This window comes from Vibrio sp. ED002 (genome assembly GCF_023277445.1).
Classification (GTDB): domain Bacteria; phylum Pseudomonadota; class Gammaproteobacteria; order Enterobacterales; family Vibrionaceae; genus Vibrio; species Vibrio jasicida.
Map to the genome: position 1 here is coordinate 2,739,616 of NZ_CP080238.1, position 22,294 is coordinate 2,761,909.

At 45.2% G+C, this 22,294-nt stretch carries 22 protein-coding genes; 19 read left to right on the forward strand and 3 right to left on the reverse strand.

Annotation, left to right across the window (positions count from 1 at the left end; all coding sequences use genetic code 11):
- Positions 1-7 precede the first annotated feature (7 nt).
- Complete coding sequence (gene oxyR, locus ITG12_RS12735; protein ID WP_038865506.1) at positions 8-916, forward strand: DNA-binding transcriptional regulator OxyR; 909 nt, start codon at positions 8-10, stop codon at positions 914-916.
- Between the two features lie 69 nt (positions 917-985).
- Here the strand turns inward: oxyR and ITG12_RS12740 are convergent, their stop codons facing one another.
- Positions 986-3,550: a PBP1A family penicillin-binding protein gene (locus ITG12_RS12740; protein ID WP_038881654.1), complete on the reverse strand. Its 2,565-nt coding sequence runs from the start codon at positions 3,548-3,550 to the stop codon at positions 986-988.
- Between the two features lie 178 nt (positions 3,551-3,728).
- On the opposite strand from ITG12_RS12740, the gene pilM reads away from it, so the two are divergent.
- The 14 genes from pilM (at position 3,729) to rplI (ending at position 14,904) form a co-directional block, all read left to right on the forward strand.
- Entirely contained in the window at positions 3,729-4,745 is a 1,017-nt protein-coding gene (gene pilM, locus ITG12_RS12745) for a type IV pilus assembly protein PilM (RefSeq protein WP_248873119.1), read from the forward strand.
- Positions 4,729-5,295, forward strand: a complete 567-nt coding sequence (locus ITG12_RS12750; protein WP_038865500.1) for a PilN domain-containing protein — start codon at positions 4,729-4,731, stop codon at positions 5,293-5,295. The genes pilM and ITG12_RS12750 overlap by 17 nt, the downstream gene beginning before the upstream one ends.
- Positions 5,288-5,881 (forward strand): type 4a pilus biogenesis protein PilO, encoded by a 594-nt coding sequence (gene pilO / locus ITG12_RS12755; RefSeq protein ID WP_038865498.1) that lies wholly within the window; start codon positions 5,288-5,290, stop codon positions 5,879-5,881. The genes ITG12_RS12750 and pilO overlap by 8 nt, the downstream gene beginning before the upstream one ends.
- The gene (locus ITG12_RS12760; protein ID WP_038865496.1) at positions 5,871-6,386 is read left to right on the forward strand and encodes a pilus assembly protein PilP; all 516 of its coding nucleotides are present in this window, start codon (positions 5,871-5,873) and stop codon (positions 6,384-6,386) included. The genes pilO and ITG12_RS12760 overlap by 11 nt, the downstream gene beginning before the upstream one ends.
- Before the next feature lie 34 nt (positions 6,387-6,420).
- The gene (locus tag ITG12_RS12765; RefSeq protein WP_045405855.1) at positions 6,421-8,172 is read left to right on the forward strand and encodes a type IV pilus secretin PilQ family protein; all 1,752 of its coding nucleotides are present in this window, start codon (positions 6,421-6,423) and stop codon (positions 8,170-8,172) included.
- A gap of 188 nt (positions 8,173-8,360) precedes the next feature.
- The gene (gene aroK / locus ITG12_RS12770) at positions 8,361-8,879 is read left to right on the forward strand and encodes a shikimate kinase AroK (RefSeq protein WP_038865492.1); all 519 of its coding nucleotides are present in this window, start codon (positions 8,361-8,363) and stop codon (positions 8,877-8,879) included.
- Between the two features lie 31 nt (positions 8,880-8,910).
- Entirely contained in the window at positions 8,911-10,011 is a 1,101-nt protein-coding gene (gene aroB / locus ITG12_RS12775) for a 3-dehydroquinate synthase (RefSeq protein WP_248873120.1), read from the forward strand.
- 52 nt (positions 10,012-10,063) lie between these two features.
- Positions 10,064-11,563: an AAA family ATPase gene (locus ITG12_RS12780; protein ID WP_248873121.1), complete on the forward strand. Its 1,500-nt coding sequence runs from the start codon at positions 10,064-10,066 to the stop codon at positions 11,561-11,563.
- A 69-nt stretch (positions 11,564-11,632) separates the two neighbouring features.
- On the forward strand, positions 11,633-12,472 hold the full coding sequence (locus ITG12_RS12785) for a Dam family site-specific DNA-(adenine-N6)-methyltransferase (RefSeq protein WP_042602609.1): 840 nt from the start codon (positions 11,633-11,635) through the stop codon (positions 12,470-12,472).
- Positions 12,473-12,572: 100 nt separating this feature from the next.
- Entirely contained in the window at positions 12,573-13,244 is a 672-nt protein-coding gene (rpe, locus tag ITG12_RS12790) for a ribulose-phosphate 3-epimerase (RefSeq protein ID WP_038865484.1), read from the forward strand.
- A 229-nt stretch (positions 13,245-13,473) separates the two neighbouring features.
- Entirely contained in the window at positions 13,474-13,863 is a 390-nt protein-coding gene (gene rpsF, locus ITG12_RS12795; RefSeq protein WP_010443890.1) for a 30S ribosomal protein S6, read from the forward strand.
- 8 nt (positions 13,864-13,871) lie between these two features.
- Positions 13,872-14,174, forward strand: a complete 303-nt coding sequence (priB, locus tag ITG12_RS12800; RefSeq protein ID WP_005438449.1) for a primosomal replication protein N — start codon at positions 13,872-13,874, stop codon at positions 14,172-14,174.
- Between the two features lie 16 nt (positions 14,175-14,190).
- On the forward strand, positions 14,191-14,418 hold the full coding sequence (gene rpsR, locus ITG12_RS12805) for a 30S ribosomal protein S18 (protein ID WP_000090472.1): 228 nt from the start codon (positions 14,191-14,193) through the stop codon (positions 14,416-14,418).
- Positions 14,419-14,451: 33 nt separating this feature from the next.
- On the forward strand, positions 14,452-14,904 hold the full coding sequence (gene rplI, locus ITG12_RS12810; protein ID WP_038865482.1) for a 50S ribosomal protein L9: 453 nt from the start codon (positions 14,452-14,454) through the stop codon (positions 14,902-14,904).
- A gap of 81 nt (positions 14,905-14,985) precedes the next feature.
- Here rplI and ITG12_RS12815 read toward each other — a convergent pair whose 3' ends face one another.
- Positions 14,986-15,750: a DUF481 domain-containing protein gene (locus ITG12_RS12815; protein WP_038865481.1), complete on the reverse strand. Its 765-nt coding sequence runs from the start codon at positions 15,748-15,750 to the stop codon at positions 14,986-14,988.
- 322 nt (positions 15,751-16,072) lie between these two features.
- On the opposite strand from ITG12_RS12815, the gene ITG12_RS12820 reads away from it, so the two are divergent.
- From ITG12_RS12820 to ITG12_RS12830, 3 genes are read left to right on the forward strand one after another with little or no spacing between them, the layout of a single operon-like run.
- A complete protein-coding gene (locus ITG12_RS12820) occupies positions 16,073-17,473 on the forward strand; it encodes a replicative DNA helicase (protein WP_038865480.1) in 1,401 nt (466 codons plus the stop codon).
- 4 nt (positions 17,474-17,477) lie between these two features.
- Positions 17,478-18,563, forward strand: a complete 1,086-nt coding sequence (gene alr, locus ITG12_RS12825) for an alanine racemase (protein WP_038865520.1) — start codon at positions 17,478-17,480, stop codon at positions 18,561-18,563.
- A gap of 3 nt (positions 18,564-18,566) precedes the next feature.
- The gene (locus ITG12_RS12830; RefSeq protein WP_248873122.1) at positions 18,567-19,763 is read left to right on the forward strand and encodes a hypothetical protein; all 1,197 of its coding nucleotides are present in this window, start codon (positions 18,567-18,569) and stop codon (positions 19,761-19,763) included.
- A 51-nt stretch (positions 19,764-19,814) separates the two neighbouring features.
- On the opposite strand, the gene ITG12_RS12835 is transcribed toward ITG12_RS12830, so the two are convergent.
- Positions 19,815-20,234, reverse strand: coding sequence for a secondary thiamine-phosphate synthase enzyme YjbQ (locus ITG12_RS12835; protein WP_042605956.1), 420 nt, complete (start codon positions 20,232-20,234; stop codon positions 19,815-19,817).
- A 306-nt stretch (positions 20,235-20,540) separates the two neighbouring features.
- Between ITG12_RS12835 and pgi the strand changes: the two genes are divergently transcribed.
- Entirely contained in the window at positions 20,541-22,193 is a 1,653-nt protein-coding gene (gene pgi / locus ITG12_RS12840) for a glucose-6-phosphate isomerase (RefSeq protein ID WP_248873123.1), read from the forward strand.
- Positions 22,194-22,294 lie beyond the last annotated feature (101 nt).

Sequence of the window (22,294 nt, forward strand, 5' to 3'; positions counted from 1 at the left end):
GTACGTTATGAATATTCGAGATTTTGAGTACTTGGTGGCGCTTGCGGAGCACAAGCATTTTCGAAAAGCAGCGGAAGCTTGTTTTGTTAGTCAGCCAACATTGAGTGGCCAGATTCGTAAACTAGAAGACGAGTTAGGCACTGCCCTGCTTGAAAGAAGCAGTCGTCGCGTGTTGTTTACTGACTCTGGTTTACAGTTGGTTGAGCAAGCAAAACGTATTTTGAGTGAAGTAAAAACCTTCAAAGATATGGCGAGCGGTCAAAGTGGTGCCATGACTGGCCCAATGCACATTGGCTTTATCCCAACAGTTGGTCCTTACCTCCTACCTAAAATAGTTCCTCACCTTAAAGAAGAGTTTCCAGATTTGGAGCTGTTTTTACATGAGGCGCAGACCCACCAATTGGTCCGTCAATTAGAAGATGGCAAGTTAGATTGTCTTGTTTTAGCATCGGTTGATGAGACTGCGCCCTTTAAAGAAATTGAGGTGTACAACGAGCCTTTAAGTGTTGCGGTACCTTGTGATCACGAATGGGCTGGGTTAGATCATATTGATATGCTCGACCTCAATGGCAAGACGGTGTTGTCTTTGGGTGATGGTCATTGTTTACGAGACCAAGCTCTGGGTTTCTGCTTTGCTGCCGGAGCGAAAGATGATGAGCGCTTTAAAGCGACTAGCCTAGAAACACTGCGTAACATGGTGGCGGCGGGAGCAGGGATTACTCTGTTGCCACAGTTGTCTGTGCCGCATGAAAAGAAAAAAGATGGCGTGTGTTACGTGCCAGCAATGAACCCAACACCATCACGCAGCATTGTGTTGGTTTACCGTCCTGGCTCTCCATTGCGTACGCGTTTTGAAACCTTAGCAGCGACCATCAAAAACATTCTTGAAGCGAAAGAAGCACCAATTGCAGCCTAGCTTTGAGATGCTGATATAAACAAAAGGGAGCCAATCGGCTCCCTTTTTCTTTGTTAGTATTGCGTGGTATTAGAACAGTTCTTCTGCACCGCCGCTACCACCAGAGTAGATGCTGTCTTCCAGGCTGTTGCCGACATACTCGGTTGGTTCTGTGCCTTTTTCGAAGTATTCGAACATGGATGAACCATCAACTTTATGAGTCAGTAGGCCACTATCACGATCGATACGAACTCGAACGATATCGTCTGGAATATTCTTACCTTGTTGAGGCACTCCGTCTAGTGCAGCACGCATGAAATCAATCCAAGCTGGTTCTGCCGTTTTAGCGCCAGATTCTGCACCAGAAATTTGGCCTTTCCCTAGGTTACTGTTCACAGTGGTACGGCCTAACGTGCGAGAGTGATCATCAAAACCAACCCATGCAATAGCCACAATACCCGGACCGTAACCGTTATACCAAGTGTCTTTTGAGTCGTTGGTTGTGCCCGTTTTACCACCGATATCACGACGCTCCAGTTTCTGTGCTCGCCAGCCGGTACCGTTCCAACCTGTACCATCACGCCAGCTGCCACCACCCCAGATATTGCTGTACATCATCTCGCGCATGATGAATGCATTTTGAGCAGAGATAACTTGTTTTGCATATTGTGGTGTGTCGTTTTCTAGAGCGTTATCAGGGGCAATGTTTTCCGTTGTTACATCTTGCTCACCAAATTCGGCTGCAAACTTATCTTCAGGCTGTACTGGCATTTGAGGGCAGTCGTGCTGACAAATCACTTTTGGGTTTGCCTTAAACAGTACTTCACCAAATGAGTTTTCAACGTGGTCAATGTAAAACGGTTCTACATAGTAGCCACCATTTGCAAATACAGAGTAGCCTTGCGCGACTTTCATTGGTGTTAAGCTACCAGCACCCAATGCGATCGTTTCTGAACGAGGCACTTGGTCAATATCAAACCCAAAGCGAGTTAGGTATTCACGTGTTTCATCTAGGCCAACTTCACGTAGTGTACGTACGGCCATTACGTTTTTCGACTGCGCTAAACCGATACGTAGGCGAGTTGGGCCAACGTAAGTCGGCGGTGAGTTCTTTGGACGCCATGCCGAACCTGAACCTGCATCCCACTTGTTGATTGGCGCATCGTTTACTAGTGAAGCAAGGGTTAAGCCCTTATTGATTGCTGCCGAATATATGAATGGTTTGATACTCGAACCAACCTGACGAATAGACATGGTTGCACGGTTAAACTTGCTATGAACAAAGTTAAAGCCACCAACTAGAGACAGTATTGCACCGTTTTCTGGGTTCATTGCCACAAACGCTGTATTTGCGCTTGGTACTTGGCTTAGCTTCCAGTTATTGATGGTTGTGCCTTCTTTATCTGTCGTACTGATTTCACGTACCCAGATTTGTTGGCCTACAGCTAAGATCTCTTTGGCTGATTTCGGTGCTCTACCTTGACGTTGATCAGTCAGGTACTTACGAGCCCAATTCATACCAGTCCAAGCGATGGTTTGCTCTTCGTTATTTTTCACCCAAACTTGCGCGGCTTTGTCATCGACTTTAGTGACAATAGCAGGATAGAGCTGGCCATAGGTCGGTTGTTTCTTCAGATGCTTTTCAATTTGTTCTGAATCCCAAGCCGTTTCGCCTTCTTTCCACAGTACTTTTTCCGCGCCGCGGTAGCCGTGACGTTCATCGTACGCAAGGATGTTATTGATGGATGCGGTATTTGCGGCATCTTGCAGTTTTGAATCTACCGTCATGTAGATATTCAAGCCTGACGTGTAAGCCTGCTCCGCACCGTATTCTTTTACTGCCCATGAGCGTGCTAACTCTGCAACGTATGGAGCAGAGAGTTCAATCTCAGCACTGTGGTAGCGAGCAACAATCGGCTCTGAACGTGCTTCATCGTACTGTTCTTGAGTGATGTATTTCTCATCTAGCATACGCATCAAAACCACGTTACGACGGTTTGTTGCGCGCTCTAGTGAGTAAAGCGGGTTCATGGTTGATGGCGCTTTTGGCATACCTGCCAGTGTTGCGATTTCACTCAAGGTCAGTTCATTTAAGCTCTTACCAAAGTAAACTTGAGCTGCTGCGCCGAAACCGTAAGAGCGGTAACCAAGGAAGATTTTATTGACATACAGCTCCATGATTTCTTGTTTAGAAAGCAGCTGCTCAATATGAATGGCGATGAAGATTTCTTTAATTTTACGCATGATCTTCTTCTCGTTAGATAGGAAGAAGTTACGCGCTAGCTGCTGAGTAATAGTACTCGCACCTTGTTTTGCTGAACCCGATAACGCAACAACAACAGCTGCACGCGTAATGCCGATTGGGTCAATACCTGGGTGCTCGTAAAAACGGCTATCTTCGGTTGCGATCAGCGCATGAATTAAATCTTGCGGAATTTCGTCGTAGGTAACAGGAATTCGACGCTTCTCGCCAAACTGTGCGATCAGTTTCCCGTCTTGACTAAATACCTGCATAGGTGTTTGTAATTCAACATTTTTTAGTGTTGCAACATCTGGCAATTCAGGCTTCACGTATTGATAGAAGCCAAAAATTGTGGTGACTCCAAGAATTATGCAAATCAATGTTAAAAATAATAAACGCTTTATGAACTTCACCGGAGAATCCCTGATTGGTTGAGGCTGTGTAACGGCAAACCCTTGTACTCTTAGGTCAAAAATTTAGCACATAAGAGATATTAACTCTTATTTGGATGCTAATAACAACCTTTGCACGAAGAAAATTCTCTGGGTGCTAATGACACTGGCACACAGGAATTTCGGAGCGAGAGTAGAGATGGATAAGCTATTAGTTACGGGCATAGATATCGGCCATAACAGCCTCAAAGCCGTGGTACTTAAACCCAATGGCAACAGTTATGCCTTACTGGGTTACAAAGAAATAATACTTAAAGAAGGTATTGTCGCTGAAAATAACACCATAAATCATCAAGAAATTGTAAAGACCCTAAAAGAGATGAAAAAAGACCTCCCTTTTAGGGCTAATCGAGTCGCGATTTCAGTTCCTGACAATGCGGTGATCAGCAAAAAACTGCAAATCGAACAAAGTTTAGAGGAAAGTGAAAAAGAGTTTGCCGTCGTACAGGCTTTTTCTCATCAATCGCCGTTCCCTGTAGAAGAGCTTAGTCTTGATTTTGTATTAGTGGAATCTGATGAGCAAATGCGTGGGACAGAAAGCTATCAAGTTTTCGCAACACGTAAAGACGTGGTGGAAACCCGCGTAGAAGCATTGCAAAAATCTGGTCTAAAAACCGTGCTGGTGGACGTGCATTCCCAAAGTCTTGGGCATATCTGGAAGTTAACCACGGAACGCTACCCTGACAAAAGCAAATACTGCCTACTGGACATCGGGGTATTAAATAGCTCGTTCACTATGTTTACCGAGCAAGGTGAGTTATTCCATAAAGAGTTTGTGTGTGGCACTCGTGCCGCTAGTGGCCTTTTGCACGACAACCCGCTTTCTGATGATGCTCAAGTCATGACAGAACAATTCAACCGTCAAGTTGTGGATCGCGTGAAACGTCAAATGCAACTCTATACCTCTATTAATGGTTCTCAAGATATTAAAGGTATTTGGCTCTCCGGTGAGGGGGCGTCCACCCCAATGTTAGCTGAAGAGCTCTCCAGTCAACTGGCGCTCGAATGTGAGTTGTTTAACCCACTGGGCTTATTTGAAATGAAAGTTTCTAAGCGCAAGCGCCGCGCCGCAGATTGGCAGCACTTCACTACCGCTGCGGGTTTGGCAGTTCGTGGTATCCAGTGGCTGGGAGGTCATCATGCTCTATCACATTAACCTGCTCCCTTGGCGTGAAAATCAGCGTGAAGAACACCGCCGCCGTTTTGTCGGTTTGATTGTGCTTGGTGTTATTGCGGCGCTGGGTGTGCAGTGGGGAATCGGTAAATACTACCAGTATCAACAAGATCAGCAGCAACAGCGTTTGGACTACCTAGCACACTATATATCTCAGTTGGATAAACGCATTGAGGCAATGAAGATTGCAGAGCAAGAGCACGGCAAAATCCTAGAGCGTTTGAAAACGGTGGAAGGTTTACAAAACGGACGTAACAAAACCACTGAGTTTATGAACTTGATGCCGTCGGTGATTCCGGATGGTGTCTACGTCGACAAAATCAAAATGAACGATTTTGAGATTGAAATCTCTGGTATTTCAGACAGCACACCACGTTTGGCGACGATGTTAGACAATATGGAACGCTCTGCGAAGTTACTTGATGTCGAGATGCATTCTATCGTTCATGGTAAAGCGCGTTTTGGTAAAGAGTTCCAAACGTTCAAAGTCTCTTTCATGTTTAAAGAAGCGGAAGGAGAGCAACGTGGTTAATTGGCAAGATCTTGATATGGATGAAATTGCTGAGTGGCCAGTGCTGCCTCAGTTAGTGGTCATCTTATTAATGGTGCTTTTAATCCAAGGTTTTGGGTATTGGTTTTACTTAAAGCCCGAAGAGGAGCGCTTGAATACGTTGATTCAAGAAGAGCAAACCTTGAAAGTCGCGTTGCGCATCAAAGCTAACAAAGTTGCGGCCTTACCCCAGCTACAATCTCAACTTGATGAGTTAACCACGCGCTACGAGTTGTTGCTTCAGCAATTACCTGCGCAAAAAGAACTGGCAACTATGTTGGCCTCAGTCAACGAACTCGGTATTGATAACAAACTGACTTTTACTCGGATTGACTGGGGTAAAAAACAATCTGAACACTTCCTTTATCGGTTACCGCTCAATATCGAGTTAACGGGAGACTTCCACGACATTGGTCGTTTTTCACAAGCGATAGCGACATTACCTCGCATCATCACATTTAAAGACGTGACTTGGCAGCGTGTCAGCCAAGAAAGTGAGACGTTGCACTTCCGTGTTAAGGCGAATACATACCAGTTCAAACCAGAGGAACAGAAAGATGCGAAATAGTTCTTTGCTGATGGTTTGTATGGTCACGTTGCTAACGGGTTGCCAAGCCAATGATGAGTCGCTTACCGGTTTTATTCGTGATGTAGAAAACCAAGCTCGACGTGACGTCTCCAAGCTCAAGCCTGCCGAAGAATATGTGGTGGTCAATTACGACCCTCAAATCATGCGAGCACCGTTTGAGCTGCCGAAGGAGGCGACTATAGCCACCCAACCGGTTGCCAGAGAAGACTGTTGGCAACCACCTTCAAGGAAGCGAACTGGCAAGTTAGAGCGTTTTCCTCTTGGGCAATTGCGTTTGAAGGGCGTAATGGGAATGGGAAGTAGCGTATCTGGGTTAGTCCAAGCGCCGAATGGCACTGTTTATAAAGTAAAACCGGGCCAATATTTAGGGCGCAACAACGGCAAGGTCACCCATGTATCCCACAACTATTTATTGATTAATGAAACTCTGCCAGACGGTCTGGGTTGTTGGCAAAAACGCAAAGTTAAGTTGGCGTTGAGATAGGCATAGCTGCATTTATTTTTGATATTGAGTAATGATGAAAATGAGACAAGGATTAACACGTATACCAAGGAAGCTAATAGGGCTCTTCTCTTTTTGGTTGTTTTTATTTTTAGCCCCTTTCGCAGTCGCGAACGAAGTTCAGTCTAATGCCTTCAAAAGCATTGATTTCCGTACCAATAAAGACAAAGACGCGGTGATTGTGGTTGAGCTTGCTTCGCCTGCTGCCATTGTGGACATCAAGCGCGTGCAAGAAGGCTTGAGTATCGATTTGCTCAATACGTCAGTTAAAGATGATCAGCTTTATCTTCTTGATGTAAAAGACTTCTCTACCGTAGTGGAAAGTGTCGAGATATTTCGTGATACCTCGACAACGCGCCTCGTGGCTTATATTGATGAAGACTATACCCATGATTACCGTCTGACAGGGCGATACTTGGAAGTTAAAGTGGGCAAGCTCAAGCCGAACGAAAAGGTGCCAGACAAAAGTATTCTGGAAAAAGAAGGCAAGTTGATTTCGATTAACTTCCAAGACATTCCAGTGCGTAACGTTCTGCAACTTATCGCGGATTATAACCAGTTCAACTTAGTTGTTTCTGACTCAGTAGAAGGCAATCTTACATTGCGTCTTGACGGTGTGCCTTGGCAGCAAGTACTCGATATCATTCTGCAAGTAAAAGGCTTAGACAAACGCGTGGATGGCAACGTTATTCTGGTCGCACCAAAAGATGAGCTGGACTTGCGTGAGAAGCAGCAGTTAGAGAAGCAGAAGCTTGAGCAAGAGATGGGAGATCTTTCTTCGGAGATCATCAAAGTGAACTTTGCGAAAGCCTCTGATATCGCAGAGATGATCAATGGTGAAGGTAATATCAGCATGTTGTCGGACCGCGGCAGTATGACGATTGATGAACGCACCAATTCTCTGCTGATTCGAGAGCTTCCTAGTAACATTGAAGTGATTCGTGAAATCATAGAGTCTCTCGATATTCCAGTGAAACAGGTTCAAATTGAAGCGCGTATCGTTACCATCAATGAAGGTAATATGGACGAGCTGGGTGTTCGTTGGGGCTTTACTTCTATTAATGGTAGTCACACGGTGGGGGGTTCTATCGAGAACAACCTTGCCACTATCGGCCTTTACGATGGCGGCGGTGGTGACGGCGAAGGTGAAGACGGTGGTGGTAGTGTCGGTATCGATGACTTCCTTAACGTCAACTTGGCAGCAACCAGTCCAAATGCAACCAGCCTTGCCTTTCAAGTGGCTAAGCTAGGTTCTGACACCTTGTTGGATTTAGAGTTGTCTGCACTACAACAAGAATCAAAAGCTGAAATCATTTCAAGTCCACGTCTCATTACCACTAACAAAAAACCGGCCTATATAGAGCAAGGTACAGAGATCCCTTATTTAGAGTCGTCATCCAGTGGTGCAACTTCTGTGACCTTTAAAAAAGCCGTGCTTAGTTTGAAGGTGACACCGCAGATTACTCCTGACAACCGTTTGGTGTTGGATTTAAGTGTTACGCAAGATAGACCAGGGCAAGTGGTAAAAACGGGCACTGGTGAGGCGGTAGCGATCGATACTCAACGTATTGGTACTCAAGTGTTAGTGAATAACGGAGAGACCGTCGTACTCGGTGGTATTTTCCAACATAGTATTACCAACTCCGTCGATAAGGTGCCTTTATTAGGTGATTTACCGCTGTTAGGAGCGCTTTTCCGCCGAAGTTACGAAAATGTAGGCAAAAGTGAGTTGTTGATTTTTGTTACACCGAAGGTCGTTATTCAGTAAGACAGAATCAGCAAAAAAACGATTAGATCAAAAATAAAGTTGCATTAGTGGCACCATGCTTGGATAATTTCGGGTCTTATCACGAATTATCTGTGAGGAATTGGTGCCACAAGCCTTGTGAAACAGCACTTTGGCTGTGTTTTCTTGTGGCGATCTTATTGAATTAACGTTGTAAATTACCGCTAAATATGGCTGAGAAACGTAATATTTTTCTTGTTGGCCCAATGGGTGCCGGCAAAAGTACAATTGGTAGACATCTAGCACAGCAGCTGCATATGGAGTTCGTGGACTCTGATACAGTGATCGAAGAACGTACCGGTGCAGATATCTCTTGGGTTTTTGATGTAGAAGGTGAAGAAGGCTTCCGTAAGCGTGAAGAAACGGTGCTTGAAGACTTAACTCAAGAGCAAGGCATCGTGCTAGCGACTGGTGGCGGCTCTGTAATGAGCAAAGAAAACCGCAATCGCCTTTCTGCTCGTGGTGTTGTTGTTTACCTAGAAACAACTATCGAAAAGCAACTTGCACGTACAAACCGTGACAAGAAGCGTCCATTACTTCAAACGGACAATCCTCGTGAAGTGTTGGAATCTTTGGCAGGCGAACGTAACCCACTATACGAAGAAGTAGCGGATTACACAGTTCGTACTGACGATCAGAGTGCAAAAGTGGTAGCCAACCAGATCGTAAAAATGCTAGAAGAGAGATAAGCATTTATCTTTTTCAAATTGGAGCACACCGATGGAACGGATTACGGTCAATCTAGCAGAGCGTAGCTACCCAATCTCTATTGGCGCCGGGTTATTTGAGGACCCGGCGTACCTTTCTCAAGTTCTCTCAAATAAAAACGCAAATCAGAAGGTTGTCGTGATCAGTAATGTCACGGTCGCGCCTCTGTACGCGGACCAAATTCTTAGTCAACTAAAGCAGCTTGGTTGTGATGCCTCTTTGCTTGAATTACCCGATGGTGAGCAATACAAAAGCCTAGAAGTATTTAATCAAGTCATGAACTTCCTGCTAGAGGGAAGCTATGCACGTGACGTTATGATTATTGCACTGGGCGGTGGCGTGATCGGTGATTTAGTTGGTTTTGCTTCCGCTTGTTATCAACGTGGGGTGGATTTTATTCAAATCCCGACCACCTTGTTGTCTCAAGTTGATTCTTCAGTTGGTGGTAAAACTGCGGTTAACCATCCGCTGGGCAAAAACATGATTGGCGCTTTCTACCAACCTAAAGCAGTCATCATTGACACCAATTGCTTATCTACACTGCCAGAGCGTGAGTTCGCCGCTGGTATTGCGGAAGTGATCAAGTACGGCATCATTTATGACGGTGCGTTTTTCGATTGGTTAGAAGAGAATCTCGAACGCCTCTATGCCCTTGAAGAAGAAGCACTGACTTACGCGATTGCACGTTGTTGTGAAATTAAAGCGGAAGTCGTTGCTCAAGACGAAAAAGAATCGGGTATCCGAGCGTTGCTCAACTTGGGTCATACTTATGGTCATGCTATTGAAGCTGAGCTAGGTTACGGCAATTGGTTACATGGTGAAGCCGTTTCTTCTGGCACCGTGATGGCTGCGAAAACGTCACATCTTCGTGGGCTTATCACTCAAGAACAGCTTGATCGCATTATTGCGATTCTGCGTCGTGCGAAATTGCCAGTCCACACTCCAGAAAGCATGTCTTTTGATGATTTTATGACGCACATGATGCGTGATAAAAAAGTGCTTTCAGGTCAGCTTCGTTTAGTTTTACCTACGGGGATTGGTAGTGCAGAAGTCATTGCCGATACTCCTCAAGATGTGATCAAACAAGCTATCGACTTCGGTCGCGATATTTAACCTTGTAATGACGTCTTCGGGCGTCATTCTTGTTGTTTATTAAGGTTATTAGATGAGTTTTGCTCACGTTCTGGAATTGGATTCTCAAACCGAGTTATTGGATCGATTAGGATTGTTAACCAACTTTGGCTCTAATCTTATCGCGATTAATGGCCATGCGGGATATGGCAAATCTTGGTTAGCGCAACGATATCTTGAGCTTGGTGCAAGTAACAAAAATCAATGTTTGCTACTTTGTCATGCCAATCAAGATGATGTTCAACGTCGAATGCTCATCTTGAGCCAGATCGTTTCGGATGCTTTATTTAACCAACAAGATACCTTGGTTGACAGTCTTGAAAGAATCTTGGGGAACGAGGCATGCGACATCGCTATTGTTGTCGATGATGCACATCTTCTCAGTGAAACGTTAGTTTCGGAGCTTTGGACGTTAGTACTTGCAGCGCAAGTGAATCCGAAGTGGAAAATAAACATCTTGTTATTCACTCAAGCTGGTCGATTGGAATCATTATTGTCACGTATTAGTTACGGACAAGAGCACAAACCAGTAGAGCTTGATGTAGAAATGCTCTCAGAAGTGGAAGCGCGTCGTTTCTTTGAATCCTTGGTGATTCGGTACGTTGATGATGAATCCGAAAAGCGCGTTCGAGATGCATTTAAAAAAGTCGACCCTGTACCGGGCGACATCATGGCGTTAGGAGAAATGAAAGTGGAAAAAAGGATCATTATCCGCTCAATTGTTGGCTCACCACTAAATATCGCATTGGTGGTGCTGGTTCTATTACTGTTAGCAGCGGGTGGGTACTGGTGGATGTTCAATCAACCAAGTGCTGACGATAAAGCTCAGCTGATCACTGGTAGTATTGAACAAACGGCCATTCCAACCTTAACGACCCCAAAATCAAAAGTCAGTGGTGCAGATTCTGCAACCGCGCAAAATGATACCAATGAGCAAGCGGATCTAACTAAGGCAACGGACGATTCTGATTCACTGCCTCCAGCGGTAACGGATGAAGTGGCAAGTGTTGGCTCTGAAGATAAACAGCAACGCGTTGTGATTGAATCTGACGTCGTGGATGCGCTGTTGGAAGGAAAGCCAGAGGAAGCCAATACAGATGACATCAAACAAGTGGTTGAAGAGTCTGTTCCTCAAGCGAAAACTAGCGCTGCTTCGTCATTGATTAATGTGGTTCAAAAAGAGCAGGTTGCATCAACAGAACCGAGCCCTTCCAGCAAGCCGATCGTAAAATTCTCTTTTGCGCGAAAAGAGCTCAAAGCGATTTCGTCAAGAGCGTATACCTTGCAGCTAGCCGCAATGACGTCAATGGAAGATGTGCAAGCTTTTTTGGATGAACACCAACTTAGCCAACAAGTGAGAATCTACCCAACCGTGCGCAGCGGGACGGAATGGTACATTGTGACCTATAAAGATTATCCGACTATCCAACTTGCACGCGATGCGGTGGAAAGTTTGCCAGAATCACTGAAATCGTTGAGTCCTTGGGCAAAATCTTTAGGTCAGGTGCATCGTGAAATTGATCGCGTGAAATAATCCTGAGCTTCGTTGAAAAATATGTTACATTCCGCAGCCTTAATTTTTGGTCGATAGATAGAGCAGTAGATGAAAAAGCAACGAGCCTTTCTTAAGTGGGCAGGAGGAAAATACGGTCTGGTTGAAGACATCCAACGTCATTTGCCACCGGCTCGAAAGCTAGTTGAACCTTTTGTTGGTGCAGGTTCAGTATTTCTAAATACTGATTATGACCAATATCTATTGGCCGACATCAACCCTGATTTGATCAATCTCTACAACTTACTGAAAGAGCATCCTGAAGAGTACATCTCAGAAGCGAAACGCTGGTTTGTTGCTGAGAACAATCGTAAAGAAGCGTATTTAAGTATTCGTGCTGAGTTCAACAACACAGACGATGTGATGTATCGATCACTGGCCTTCTTATACATGAACCGTTTTGGTTTTAATGGCCTTTGTCGCTATAACAAAAAAGGCGGCTTCAACGTGCCTTTTGGCTCATACAAGAAGCCGTACTTTCCAGAAGCTGAAATGGAATTCTTTGCTGAAAAAGCGAAGAAAGCCACTTTCGTTTGTGAAGGCTATCCTGAGACATTCAGTCGAGCACGTAAGGGCAGTGTGGTTTACTGTGATCCACCTTATGCCCCACTATCGAACACAGCAAACTTTACCTCTTACGCTGGAAATGGCTTTACGCTTGATGACCAAGCCGCATTGGCGGACATCGCAGAGAGGGCAGCGACTGAACGCGGCATTCCTGTTTTGATTTCTAACCACGATACGACACTCACGCGCCGCTTGTATCATGGTGCTGATCTGAGCGTTGTTAAAGTTAAGCGTACTATTAGCCGTAATGGCAGCGGCCGAAACAAAGTCGATGAGTTACTGGCTCTTTTTAATGCGCCGAACTCGGATACTTCTGCCTCATAATTCTCACACTATTACGTCTAAGTAGTGGATCTCCCCACTGGCTTCGGTAGAATTGCGCGCAACATTATTTGTTGTTTGCTCGCCACTACTGAGGTCAGGTATGAAAGATTTTCTTATTGCTCCATCCATTTTATCGGCTGATTTTGCTCGTCTCGGTGAAGATGTGGAAAAAGTACTCGCAGCGGGTGCGGATGTGGTGCATTTCGATGTAATGGATAACCACTACGTACCAAACCTGACTTTTGGTGCGCCAATCTGTAAAGCACTTCGTGACTATGGCATCACGGCTCCAATCGATGTTCACCTAATGGTGAAACCCGTAGACCGCATCATTCCAGACTTCGCGAAGGCGGGTGCATCGATGATTACCTTCCACGTTGAAGCATCAGAGCACGTTGATCGTACATTGCAGTTGATCAAAGAACATGGCTGTCAAGCTGGTGTAGTACTTAACCCAGCTACACCGCTGTCACACCTTGAATTCATCATGGATAAAGTTGACCTAATTCTTCTAATGTCAGTAAACCCTGGCTTTGGTGGCCAATCATTCATCCCTCATACGCTGGATAAATTGCGCGCTGTACGTAAGATGATTGATGAGTCTGGCCGTGATATTCGCCTTGAAATTGATGGTGGTGTGAAAGTCGATAATATTCGTGAAATTGCGGAAGCTGGCGCGGACATGTTTGTCGCAGGTTCTGCAATTTTCGGTCAGCCAGACTACAAGCAAGTGATCGACCAAATGCGTGAAGAGCTAGCAAAAGCAAAATAAGCATTGAAGTCTTAAGCTTCCAAGGCTGTCACTTTGCTGGCAGCCTTTGTCGTATCTAGGGCTAGAGCGAAGAAAATATCGTCTGAGTGACGCAAATAATCACTTGCCTATTTTGCTTCCTTTCTGTACTATCCGTCTTCCTTAATTCTCGGTCAATTTTCTTTAGTTCCTTGCTTCCTCTGGACGACCGAGCCAATCGTGGAAGCTAATAATCCGTAAGGAGCAACCAATGCGTCATTACGAAATCGTATTCATGGTGCACCCTGATCAAAGCGAGCAAGTTGCTGGCATGATCGAGCGTTACACTGGTTCAATCACTGAAGCTGGCGGTAAAATCCACCGTCTAGAAGACTGGGGCCGTCGTCAACTGGCTTACCCAATCAACAAGCTTCACAAAGCTCACTACGTTCTAATGAACGTTGAAGCTGACCAAGCTGTAATCGATGAGCTAGAAACTGCTTTCCGTTTCAACGATGCAGTTCTACGTAACATGATCATGCGTACTAAAGCGGCTATCACTGAGCAATCTATTATGCTTAAGCAGAAAGAAGAGCGTGCAGAGCGTGCTCCTCGTCGCGAAGAGCGTGCTGAAGCTAAGCCAGAAGCAGCTGCTGAGTAATATTTCTTATGACCAATCGAATGGAGCTGAGTGGCACCATTGCCAAGCCGCCCATTCGTAGTAAAAGCCCTGGTGGCATTGAACACTGTCGATTTTGGCTAGAGCATCGCTCTACTGTTATCGAAGCTAATCTACCTCGACAAGTTTATTGTCGAATGCCGGTAGTAGTTAGTGGGCTTGGGTCACAAGCATTAACTCAGAATTTAGTACAAGGCAGTAACATTAAGGTAGGCGGTTTTGTCGCTTATCAGACCGGCCGAAATGGCGTTGGGAAATTAGTGTTACACGCCGACAACATTACTCAAATTTAAGATCAGGAGATAGCCCATGGCTCGTTTCTTCCGTCGTCGTAAATTCTGCCGTTTCACTGCAGAAGGCGTACAAGAGATTGATTACAAAGACGTAGCAACTCTTAAAAACTACATCACTGAAGCTGGTAAAATCGTACCTAGCCGTATCACTGGTACAAGCGCTAAGTACCAGCGTCAACTAGCTCGCGCTATCAAGCGTTCTCGCTACCTAGCTCTACTACCGTACACTGACAAGCATCAGTAATCGGTTCGTTTTATTAAGAAAGAGGATTAAACAATGCAAGTTATTCTACTTGATAAAATCGGTAACCTAGGTGGTCTTGGCGATACAGTAAACGTTAAGTCTGGCTACGCTCGTAACTTCCTTATCCCTCAAGGTAAAGCAGTTATGGCAACTAAAGGCAACGTTGAAATGTTCGAAGCTCGTCGCGCTGAACTAGAAGCTAAAGTTGCTGAGCAACTAACTGCTGCTGAAGCACGTGCTGAGAAAGTTAACGCTCTAGAAGCAGTTGTTATCGCTTCTAAAGCTGGTGACGAAGGTAAACTGTTCGGTTCTATCGGTACTCGTGACATCGCTGACGCTATCACAGCTGCAGGCGTTGAAGTTGCTAAGAGCGAAGTTCGCCTTCCTGAAGGTGCTCTACGTAACACTGGTGAGTTCGAGATCAGCGTTCAACTTCACTCTGAAGTTTTCGCTACTGCGAACGTACAAGTTGTTGCTGCTGAGTAATTCAGTACCAAGACGAAATATTAAAAAGCACCTCTTTTGAGGTGCTTTTTTATGTCTGATTTTCAGAGAAAAAAGTGAGAATTAGAAGGCGAACAGTAAGTTTACAGAGAATACACTGTCTGCTTTACTGAGCCCCTCTGGCACTTTATCGTGGTATTGACGCGAGTGTGCCAACTTTAAGGCGATATCTTCAGTGATGTCGTTAGTCACGCTGAGATCACTATCGACACGCGTGTTGCTTTTACCACTTACTAAGGTAATGTCGGCAGAAAAACTTAAGTTATCCAAAGCATGCCACGTGGTATTGATATTCCCACGGAAAATGCCTTCTCGAACGATATCAGGAAAGACGATATCGTCATCGTCTATCTCATCAAGGTTTGGTTCTTGATAACGAAAGCCAGGGCCGATCTCCGCCTCTAGCGTGAAATTCTCTGTATAGGCGAACTGGTAACCTAGACCGCCAGAAAGTGTGTAGTCTTTAAAGTAAGCACTGTAGCGCGAATCAACCCCTTTAAAACTGCCGTACAAATAAGTCTTTGAGCCTAACTTGTAGTCACTTTGCGCGGTGTAGGTCGAAGAACGCTTGTCTTCTTCACCATCTTTATAAAGGTTGTAATACTTCCATTCACCGTTTGAACGGTGTCGGCCAGAAGTATATTCAGCACTCAGACGAGCATTCAGGGAACGAGAGTCCGTGTTACCTGTGTGAGCTTGATAGCCGAACTCGACCTCAGTAAGTAGAGGATCGGGCACTTCAATTTCTTGCTCTGGCTGTACTGATTCTTCAGCGAACGATGCTCCCGTGCAAAGCAAGCTAAAGCCAAGTAACCAGTATCGGGACACAAATACCTCGAACGTAATTAAAAAAGGAGGGGCATGATACTGATACAGATATTTTATTGGGTCAATGGTAGGTTAAATTTTATTAGACCTAAACGTAAGAACCAAGGTGTAGGCTCCCTCTCGAACGACTAAACTTAGTGAACTATCTGTTTCATTACGGATAAATCGATTCTAACTAAATCACAAAAGTTAACCGCGATGAAAAGCAGATTGTTAGTCATTCACTTGTTGAATTCTTAACAAGTAATTGTCGCATCGGGGAAGCATCTTGGTTGGGTTTAAGGTTATAATCTTGGGTCATTAGTAGTTATCGAGCAAAGTCATGGCGGAAAACAGAAATCGCAAACCTTCAGACAGTCAGGTAGACGCAATCAAAGTGCCACCTCACTCACTGGAAGCCGAGCAATCAGTGATTGGTGGTCTCTTACTGGACAATGAACGTTGGGACACCGTTGCAGAGCGTGTTGTCAGCAGTGATTTCTATAGCCGTCCACACCGTCTTATTTTCGAAGGCGTGAAAACCACACTAGAAGCGGGTAAGCCTCTCGACTTAATCACACTTTCTGAACATCTTGAGCGTCATGAACAGCTTGAAGATGTGGGTGGCTTTGCTTACCTTGCCGATCTGGCCAAAAACACACCAAGTGCTGCGAATATTAATGCTTATGCCGATATCGTTGCTGAACGCGCGATTGTGCGCGGTTTAATTGGTGTAGCCAATGAGATTGCGGATGCAGGTTACGATCCTCAAGGTCGTAGCTCTGAAGACTTAATTGACCTAGCCGAGAGTAAAGTTTTTGCAATTGCAGAGGCTCGTACCAGTGAGAATGAAGGCCCACAAAACGTGGATAACATTCTTGAAAAAACACTTGAACGTATCGAGATTCTGTACAAAACACCACAAGATGGTGTTACAGGTGTCGATACTGGTTTTACTGACCTCAACAAGAAAACGGCTGGCCTACAAGGCTCTGACTTGGTGATTGTTGCTGCGCGTCCATCGATGGGTAAAACGACCTTTGCGATGAACTTGTGTGAAAATGCTGCGATGCAGCAAGAAAAGCCGGTGCTTATTTTCTCGCTAGAGATGCCAGCAGAACAGTTGATGATGCGTATGCTTGCGTCTCTTTCTCGTGTTGACCAAACCAAGATCCGTACTGGTCAGCTAGACGATGAAGATTGGGCGCGTATTTCTTCTACCATGGGTATCCTGATGCAGAAGAAGAACATGTACATTGATGACAGCTCAGGTCTAACTCCAACAGAAGTTCGCTCGCGAGCACGTCGTATCGCTCGTGAACATGGTGGTCTATCAATGATCATGGTCGACTACCTTCAGTTGATGCGTGTCCCTGCAATGTCGGATAACCGTACTCTTGAGATTGCAGAGATCTCACGTTCACTTAAAGCATTAGCAAAAGAGCTGAACGTGCCAGTTGTCGCACTATCGCAGCTTAACCGTTCCCTAGAGCAACGTTCTGATAAACGCCCAGTTAACTCGGACTTGCGTGAATCAGGCTCTATCGAGCAGGATGCAGACTTGATCATGTTCATCTACCGTGATGAGGTTTATCACCCAGATAGCCCATACAAAGGCACCGCAGAAATTATCTTGGGTAAACAACGTAATGGTCCTATCGGTTCAGTACGCTTGACCTTCCAAGGACAACACTCGCGCTTTGATAATTACGCGGGTCCAGCATTTGATATTGATGATGAGTAATGCAATGAGTTACAAGAAAGCCGCGATGGCATGCATTGACTTGTCTGCGTTGCAATACAACCTGCAACGTGTAAAAGAGCAAGCACCAGACAGCAAAGTGATGGCGGTGGTCAAAGCCAATGGTTACGGCCATGGTCTACGTCATGTCGCGAAGCATGCGACACACGCCGATGCCTTTGGTGTTGCACGGATTGAAGAAGCGCTGCAATTACGCGCTTGTGGTGTGGTAAAACCCATTCTGCTGCTAGAAGGTTTTTACTCACCAGGTGACTTACCTATTTTAGTGACCAACAACATTCAAACGGTCGTGCACTGTGAAGAACAGCTTGTTGCTTTGGAGCAAGCAGAGCTGGAAACCCCTGTGGTCGTTTGGCTTAAAATCGACAGCGGTATGCATCGCTTGGGGGTTCGTCCAGAGCAATACGACGAATTCGTTTCACGCTTAAAAGAGTGTTCAAACGTAGCGAAACCACTTCGTTACATGAGTCACTTCGGTTGTGCAGATGAGCTAGACAGCAACATCACTCCTGAACAGATTGAACGTTTTATGTCTTTGACTGCTGGTTGTCAGGGAGAGCGCTCTCTTGCAGCTTCAGCTGGTTTACTTGCTTGGCCACAAAGTCAATTGGATTGGGTTCGTCCGGGGATCATCATGTACGGTGTTTCACCATTCAATGATAAAACGGCGCAAGAACTTGGCTATCAACCGGTCATGACACTAAAATCGCACTTGATCGCAGTTCGTGAGGTGAAGAAAGGCGAAAGTGTTGGTTATGGTGGTATGTGGACCAGCGAGCGTGATACCAAAGTAGGGGTCATTGCGGTTGGCTATGGCGATGGTTACCCACGAACTGCCCCGAATGGCACACCCGTTTTGGTCAATGGTCGCAAAGTGCCTATTGCCGGTCGAGTCTCAATGGACATGTTGACTGTTGATCTCGGCCCTGATGCGACAGATAAGGTCAGTGATGAAGCAATACTGTGGGGGAAAGAACTGCCTGCAGAAGAGGTGGCAAGCCACATTGGCACCATTGCTTATGAGTTAGTGACTAAACTGACTTCTCGTGTCGAAATGGAATATTCGAAGTAACCCATGAAGAAAATATTATTTTCAGTGCTGGCATTCTCTGCCAGCCTTTTTTTATCTCCACAGGCGCTGGCGAAAGAGAAAGATTCAGCATTTGTTCCTTTCTATTTCAGTACGGATACCATGGGTAGCACCGTCGGTTTAGCTGGGGTTGCGAAAGGTGTCGGTCAGCCTCAAGCGGCTTTATTCGGAATGGGACTTTATTCTGAGAAAGATAGCTATGTCGGTTTTCTTTCTGCCTTCAATTACGCTCTATCTTCAAACCTGTTGTTCAGTACGCAGATGTACCAAGCGCGTTTTAACGATAATCCGTACTACTTAGGCAACCAAGGCTCGAATGACTCTTCAACGGAAGATAAAACCGTGACCAATGGAGACGAAGATAACTATAAGCTTGAATTCAAGTACTTACTGCCTTGGGGGAATGTCCGTGAACATGGGTTACTTGGCGCATTCCAACCGGTTCGAGATGTGAGCTTTGCTTCTCCAATTGACTCGGGAGTGAGCTCCATCATCTTCACGCCTTTTTACTCGTCTCGAGAGTTGGATATCTACAATGATAAAAAGGAAGAAGCGACGGGCTTTACTCTGACCTTTGATTGGGATAATCGAGACAGTGTACGTAACACGACGCGTGGCTCTCATACCTCTTTCGACCTAACCACTGGCGCGGACAGTTTGCAATCAGAGGATCTGTGGTTAAAGTGGGAATTTCAAAACAGCCAATATTATTCATTGGGGCCGTTAGGGGATTGGTTCGATCAACAAGTGCTCGCCTTTGATTTTTTCACTGCAGATACGCCGACGTGGGATCAATGTGATGGTGCAGTGTGTAGTCGTCCACCAGAACAAGAACAAGTTCGTCTAGGCGGTTTGTATCGTCTACGTGGTTATACAGCTGGTCGTTACCATGGACGCAGCGCGATTCACTACTCTGCTGAGTATCGTGTATTGCCAGATTGGCAACCGCTCGATGATATTCCATTGATTAACTACTACGACTTACCATGGTGGCAGTGGGTAGCTTTTGTCGAAGTGGGTAGAGTTGCAGATGAATACAATCTTAAAACATTACATGAAGACATGAAGTGGAACATCGGTGGTGCAGTGCGCTTCCAAGTCGAGGGTATTGTGGTTCGTGCTGAAATGGCCAAAGGCGCTGATGAAGGCACCTTCCGAGTAATGATCAATCAGCCCTTCTAAATTGAGATAAAACAAAGGCTAACCAGTTGGTTAGCCTTTGTTTTATCTGAACTATTCACCGTTGATGGTTGCGATGACACGACGGCTTCCGCCGTAATCGCGGTGCTCACCCAAGTAAATACCCTGCCATGTTCCTAACGCTAATTGACCGTTTTGGATGGGAATTGTCACACTATTGCCCAATAAGGACGCTTTGATGTGGGCTGGCATATCATCATCGCCTTCATAAGTGTGTTGGTAGTACGGGGCACGCTCAGGAACAAATTTGTTGAAGTGGGCTTCCATATCCATGCGCACTGTTGGGTCGGCATTTTCATTTAAGGTCAGGCTAGCGGACGTATGTTGAATAAACAAATGTAACAAACCTACTGAAAGCGATTGGATTTGTGGTAATTGTTGTTCAATTTCATCAGTGATGAGATGGAAACCACGGCTACGCGCTTTTAATTGCAGTATTTTTTGTGCCCACATATATGTTCCTTTGGAAAAATTCGATTTGGCGTCTATCCTAATCCAATTAGAGCCTATCATGAGTAGATGATATGATTCCCGACATCTTAAATGAATTGTTCAAATTCGAAACAGGGAACGTGACCTAACTCAATGTGAGTGTAAAGGCACTCGGTCATAATTGATGATTGAAAAAAAATTACAAAGCCTTGTTTTGTGGCAATTCGCCCAAACATCTAATTTATATTCTTTTTGCTAAATCGGGGATTCCACAGTTTTCGCTAGACTGTAAGGAATGGAACCTACTGTAACATCGGGATAAAGACCATGTTGAAAAATATCAACCCAACGCAAACACAAGCTTGGAAAGCGCTAACTGCGCATTTCGAATCTGCACAAGATATGGATCTGAAAGAGCTATTTACTCAAGACGCGGCGCGTTTCGACAAATACTCTGCACGTTTCGGCTCAGACATCCTAGTCGATTACTCAAAGAACCTAATCAACGAGGACACTCTGAAGCACCTTTTCGCTCTTGCTAACGAGACTGAGCTTAAGTCAGCAATTGAAGCGATGTTCAGTGGTGAAGCGATCAACAAAACAGAAGATCGCGCTGTTCTTCACACTGCACTGCGTAACCGTTCTAACAAGCCAGTAATGGTTGGCGGCGAAGACGTGATGCCTGCGGTAAACGCAGTTCTTGAGAAAATTAAATCATTCACTGATCGCGTAATTGACGGTGAGTGGAAAGGTTACACAGGTAAAGCAATCACAGACATCGTAAACATCGGTATCGGTGGTTCTGACCTTGGTCCTTACATGGTGACTGAAGCACTAGCACCATACAAAAACCACCTAAACCTGCACTTCGTTTCTAACGTTGATGGTACTCACATCGTTGAAACTCTGAAGAAAGTCGATCCAGAGACAACACTATTCTTGATCGCGTCTAAGACATTCACGACTCAAGAAACCATGACAAACGCGCACTCTGCTCGTGATTGGTTCCTAGAAACTGCTGGCGATCAAGCACACGTTGCCAAGCACTTCGCAGCGCTTTCTACTAACGCTCCTGCAGTGTCTGAGTTTGGTATCGATACAGATAACATGTTTGAGTTCTGGGATTGGGTTGGTGGTCGTTACTCACTATGGTCAGCAATCGGTCTTTCAATTGCATTGGCTGTAGGTTACGACAACTTTCTCGAGCTTCTAGACGGTGCTCACGAGATGGATAACCACTTCGTATCGACAGATCTAGAAAGCAACATCCCTGTAATTCTTGCTTTGATCGGTATTTGGTACAACAACTTCCATGGCGCTGAGTCTGAAGCAATCCTACCTTACGACCAGTACATGCACCGTTTCGCGGCGTACTTCCAGCAAGGTAACATGGAATCTAACGGTAAGTACGTTGACCGTGAAGGTAACGCAGTGACTTACCAAACTGGTCCTATCATTTGGGGTGAACCAGGTACTAACGGTCAGCACGCGTTCTACCAGCTGATTCACCAAGGCACTAAGTTGATCCCATGTGACTTTATTGCTCCAGCAATCAGCCACAACCCAGCAAGTGATCACCACCAAAAACTGATGTCTAACTTCTTTGCACAAACAGAAGCTTTGGCATTTGGTAAGCCTGCAGAAACAGTGCAAGCAGAATTTGCGAAAGCAGGTAAGAGTGAAGAAGAAATGGCGTCTCTAGTACCGTTCAAAGTATTTGAAGGTAACCGCCCAACGAACTCTATCCTAGTTAAGCAAATCACACCTCGCACGCTAGGTAACCTAATCGCAATGTACGAGCACAAAATCTTCGTTCAAGGCGTTATCTGGAATATCTTCAGCTTCGACCAATGGGGTGTTGAGCTAGGTAAACAACTAGCAAACCAAATCCTACCTGAGCTAGCTGACGGTTCTGAAATCAGTTCACACGACAGCTCTACAAACGGTCTAATCAACGCATTCAAAGCTTTTAAAGCTTAATGTTTGAATAGATAGAAAAAGAAAAGGTCAGCAAGTGCTGACCTTTTTTATTGTCTGAGACAGAAACAAATAGGTTGGCATTTACCAACTTATTTATTCTC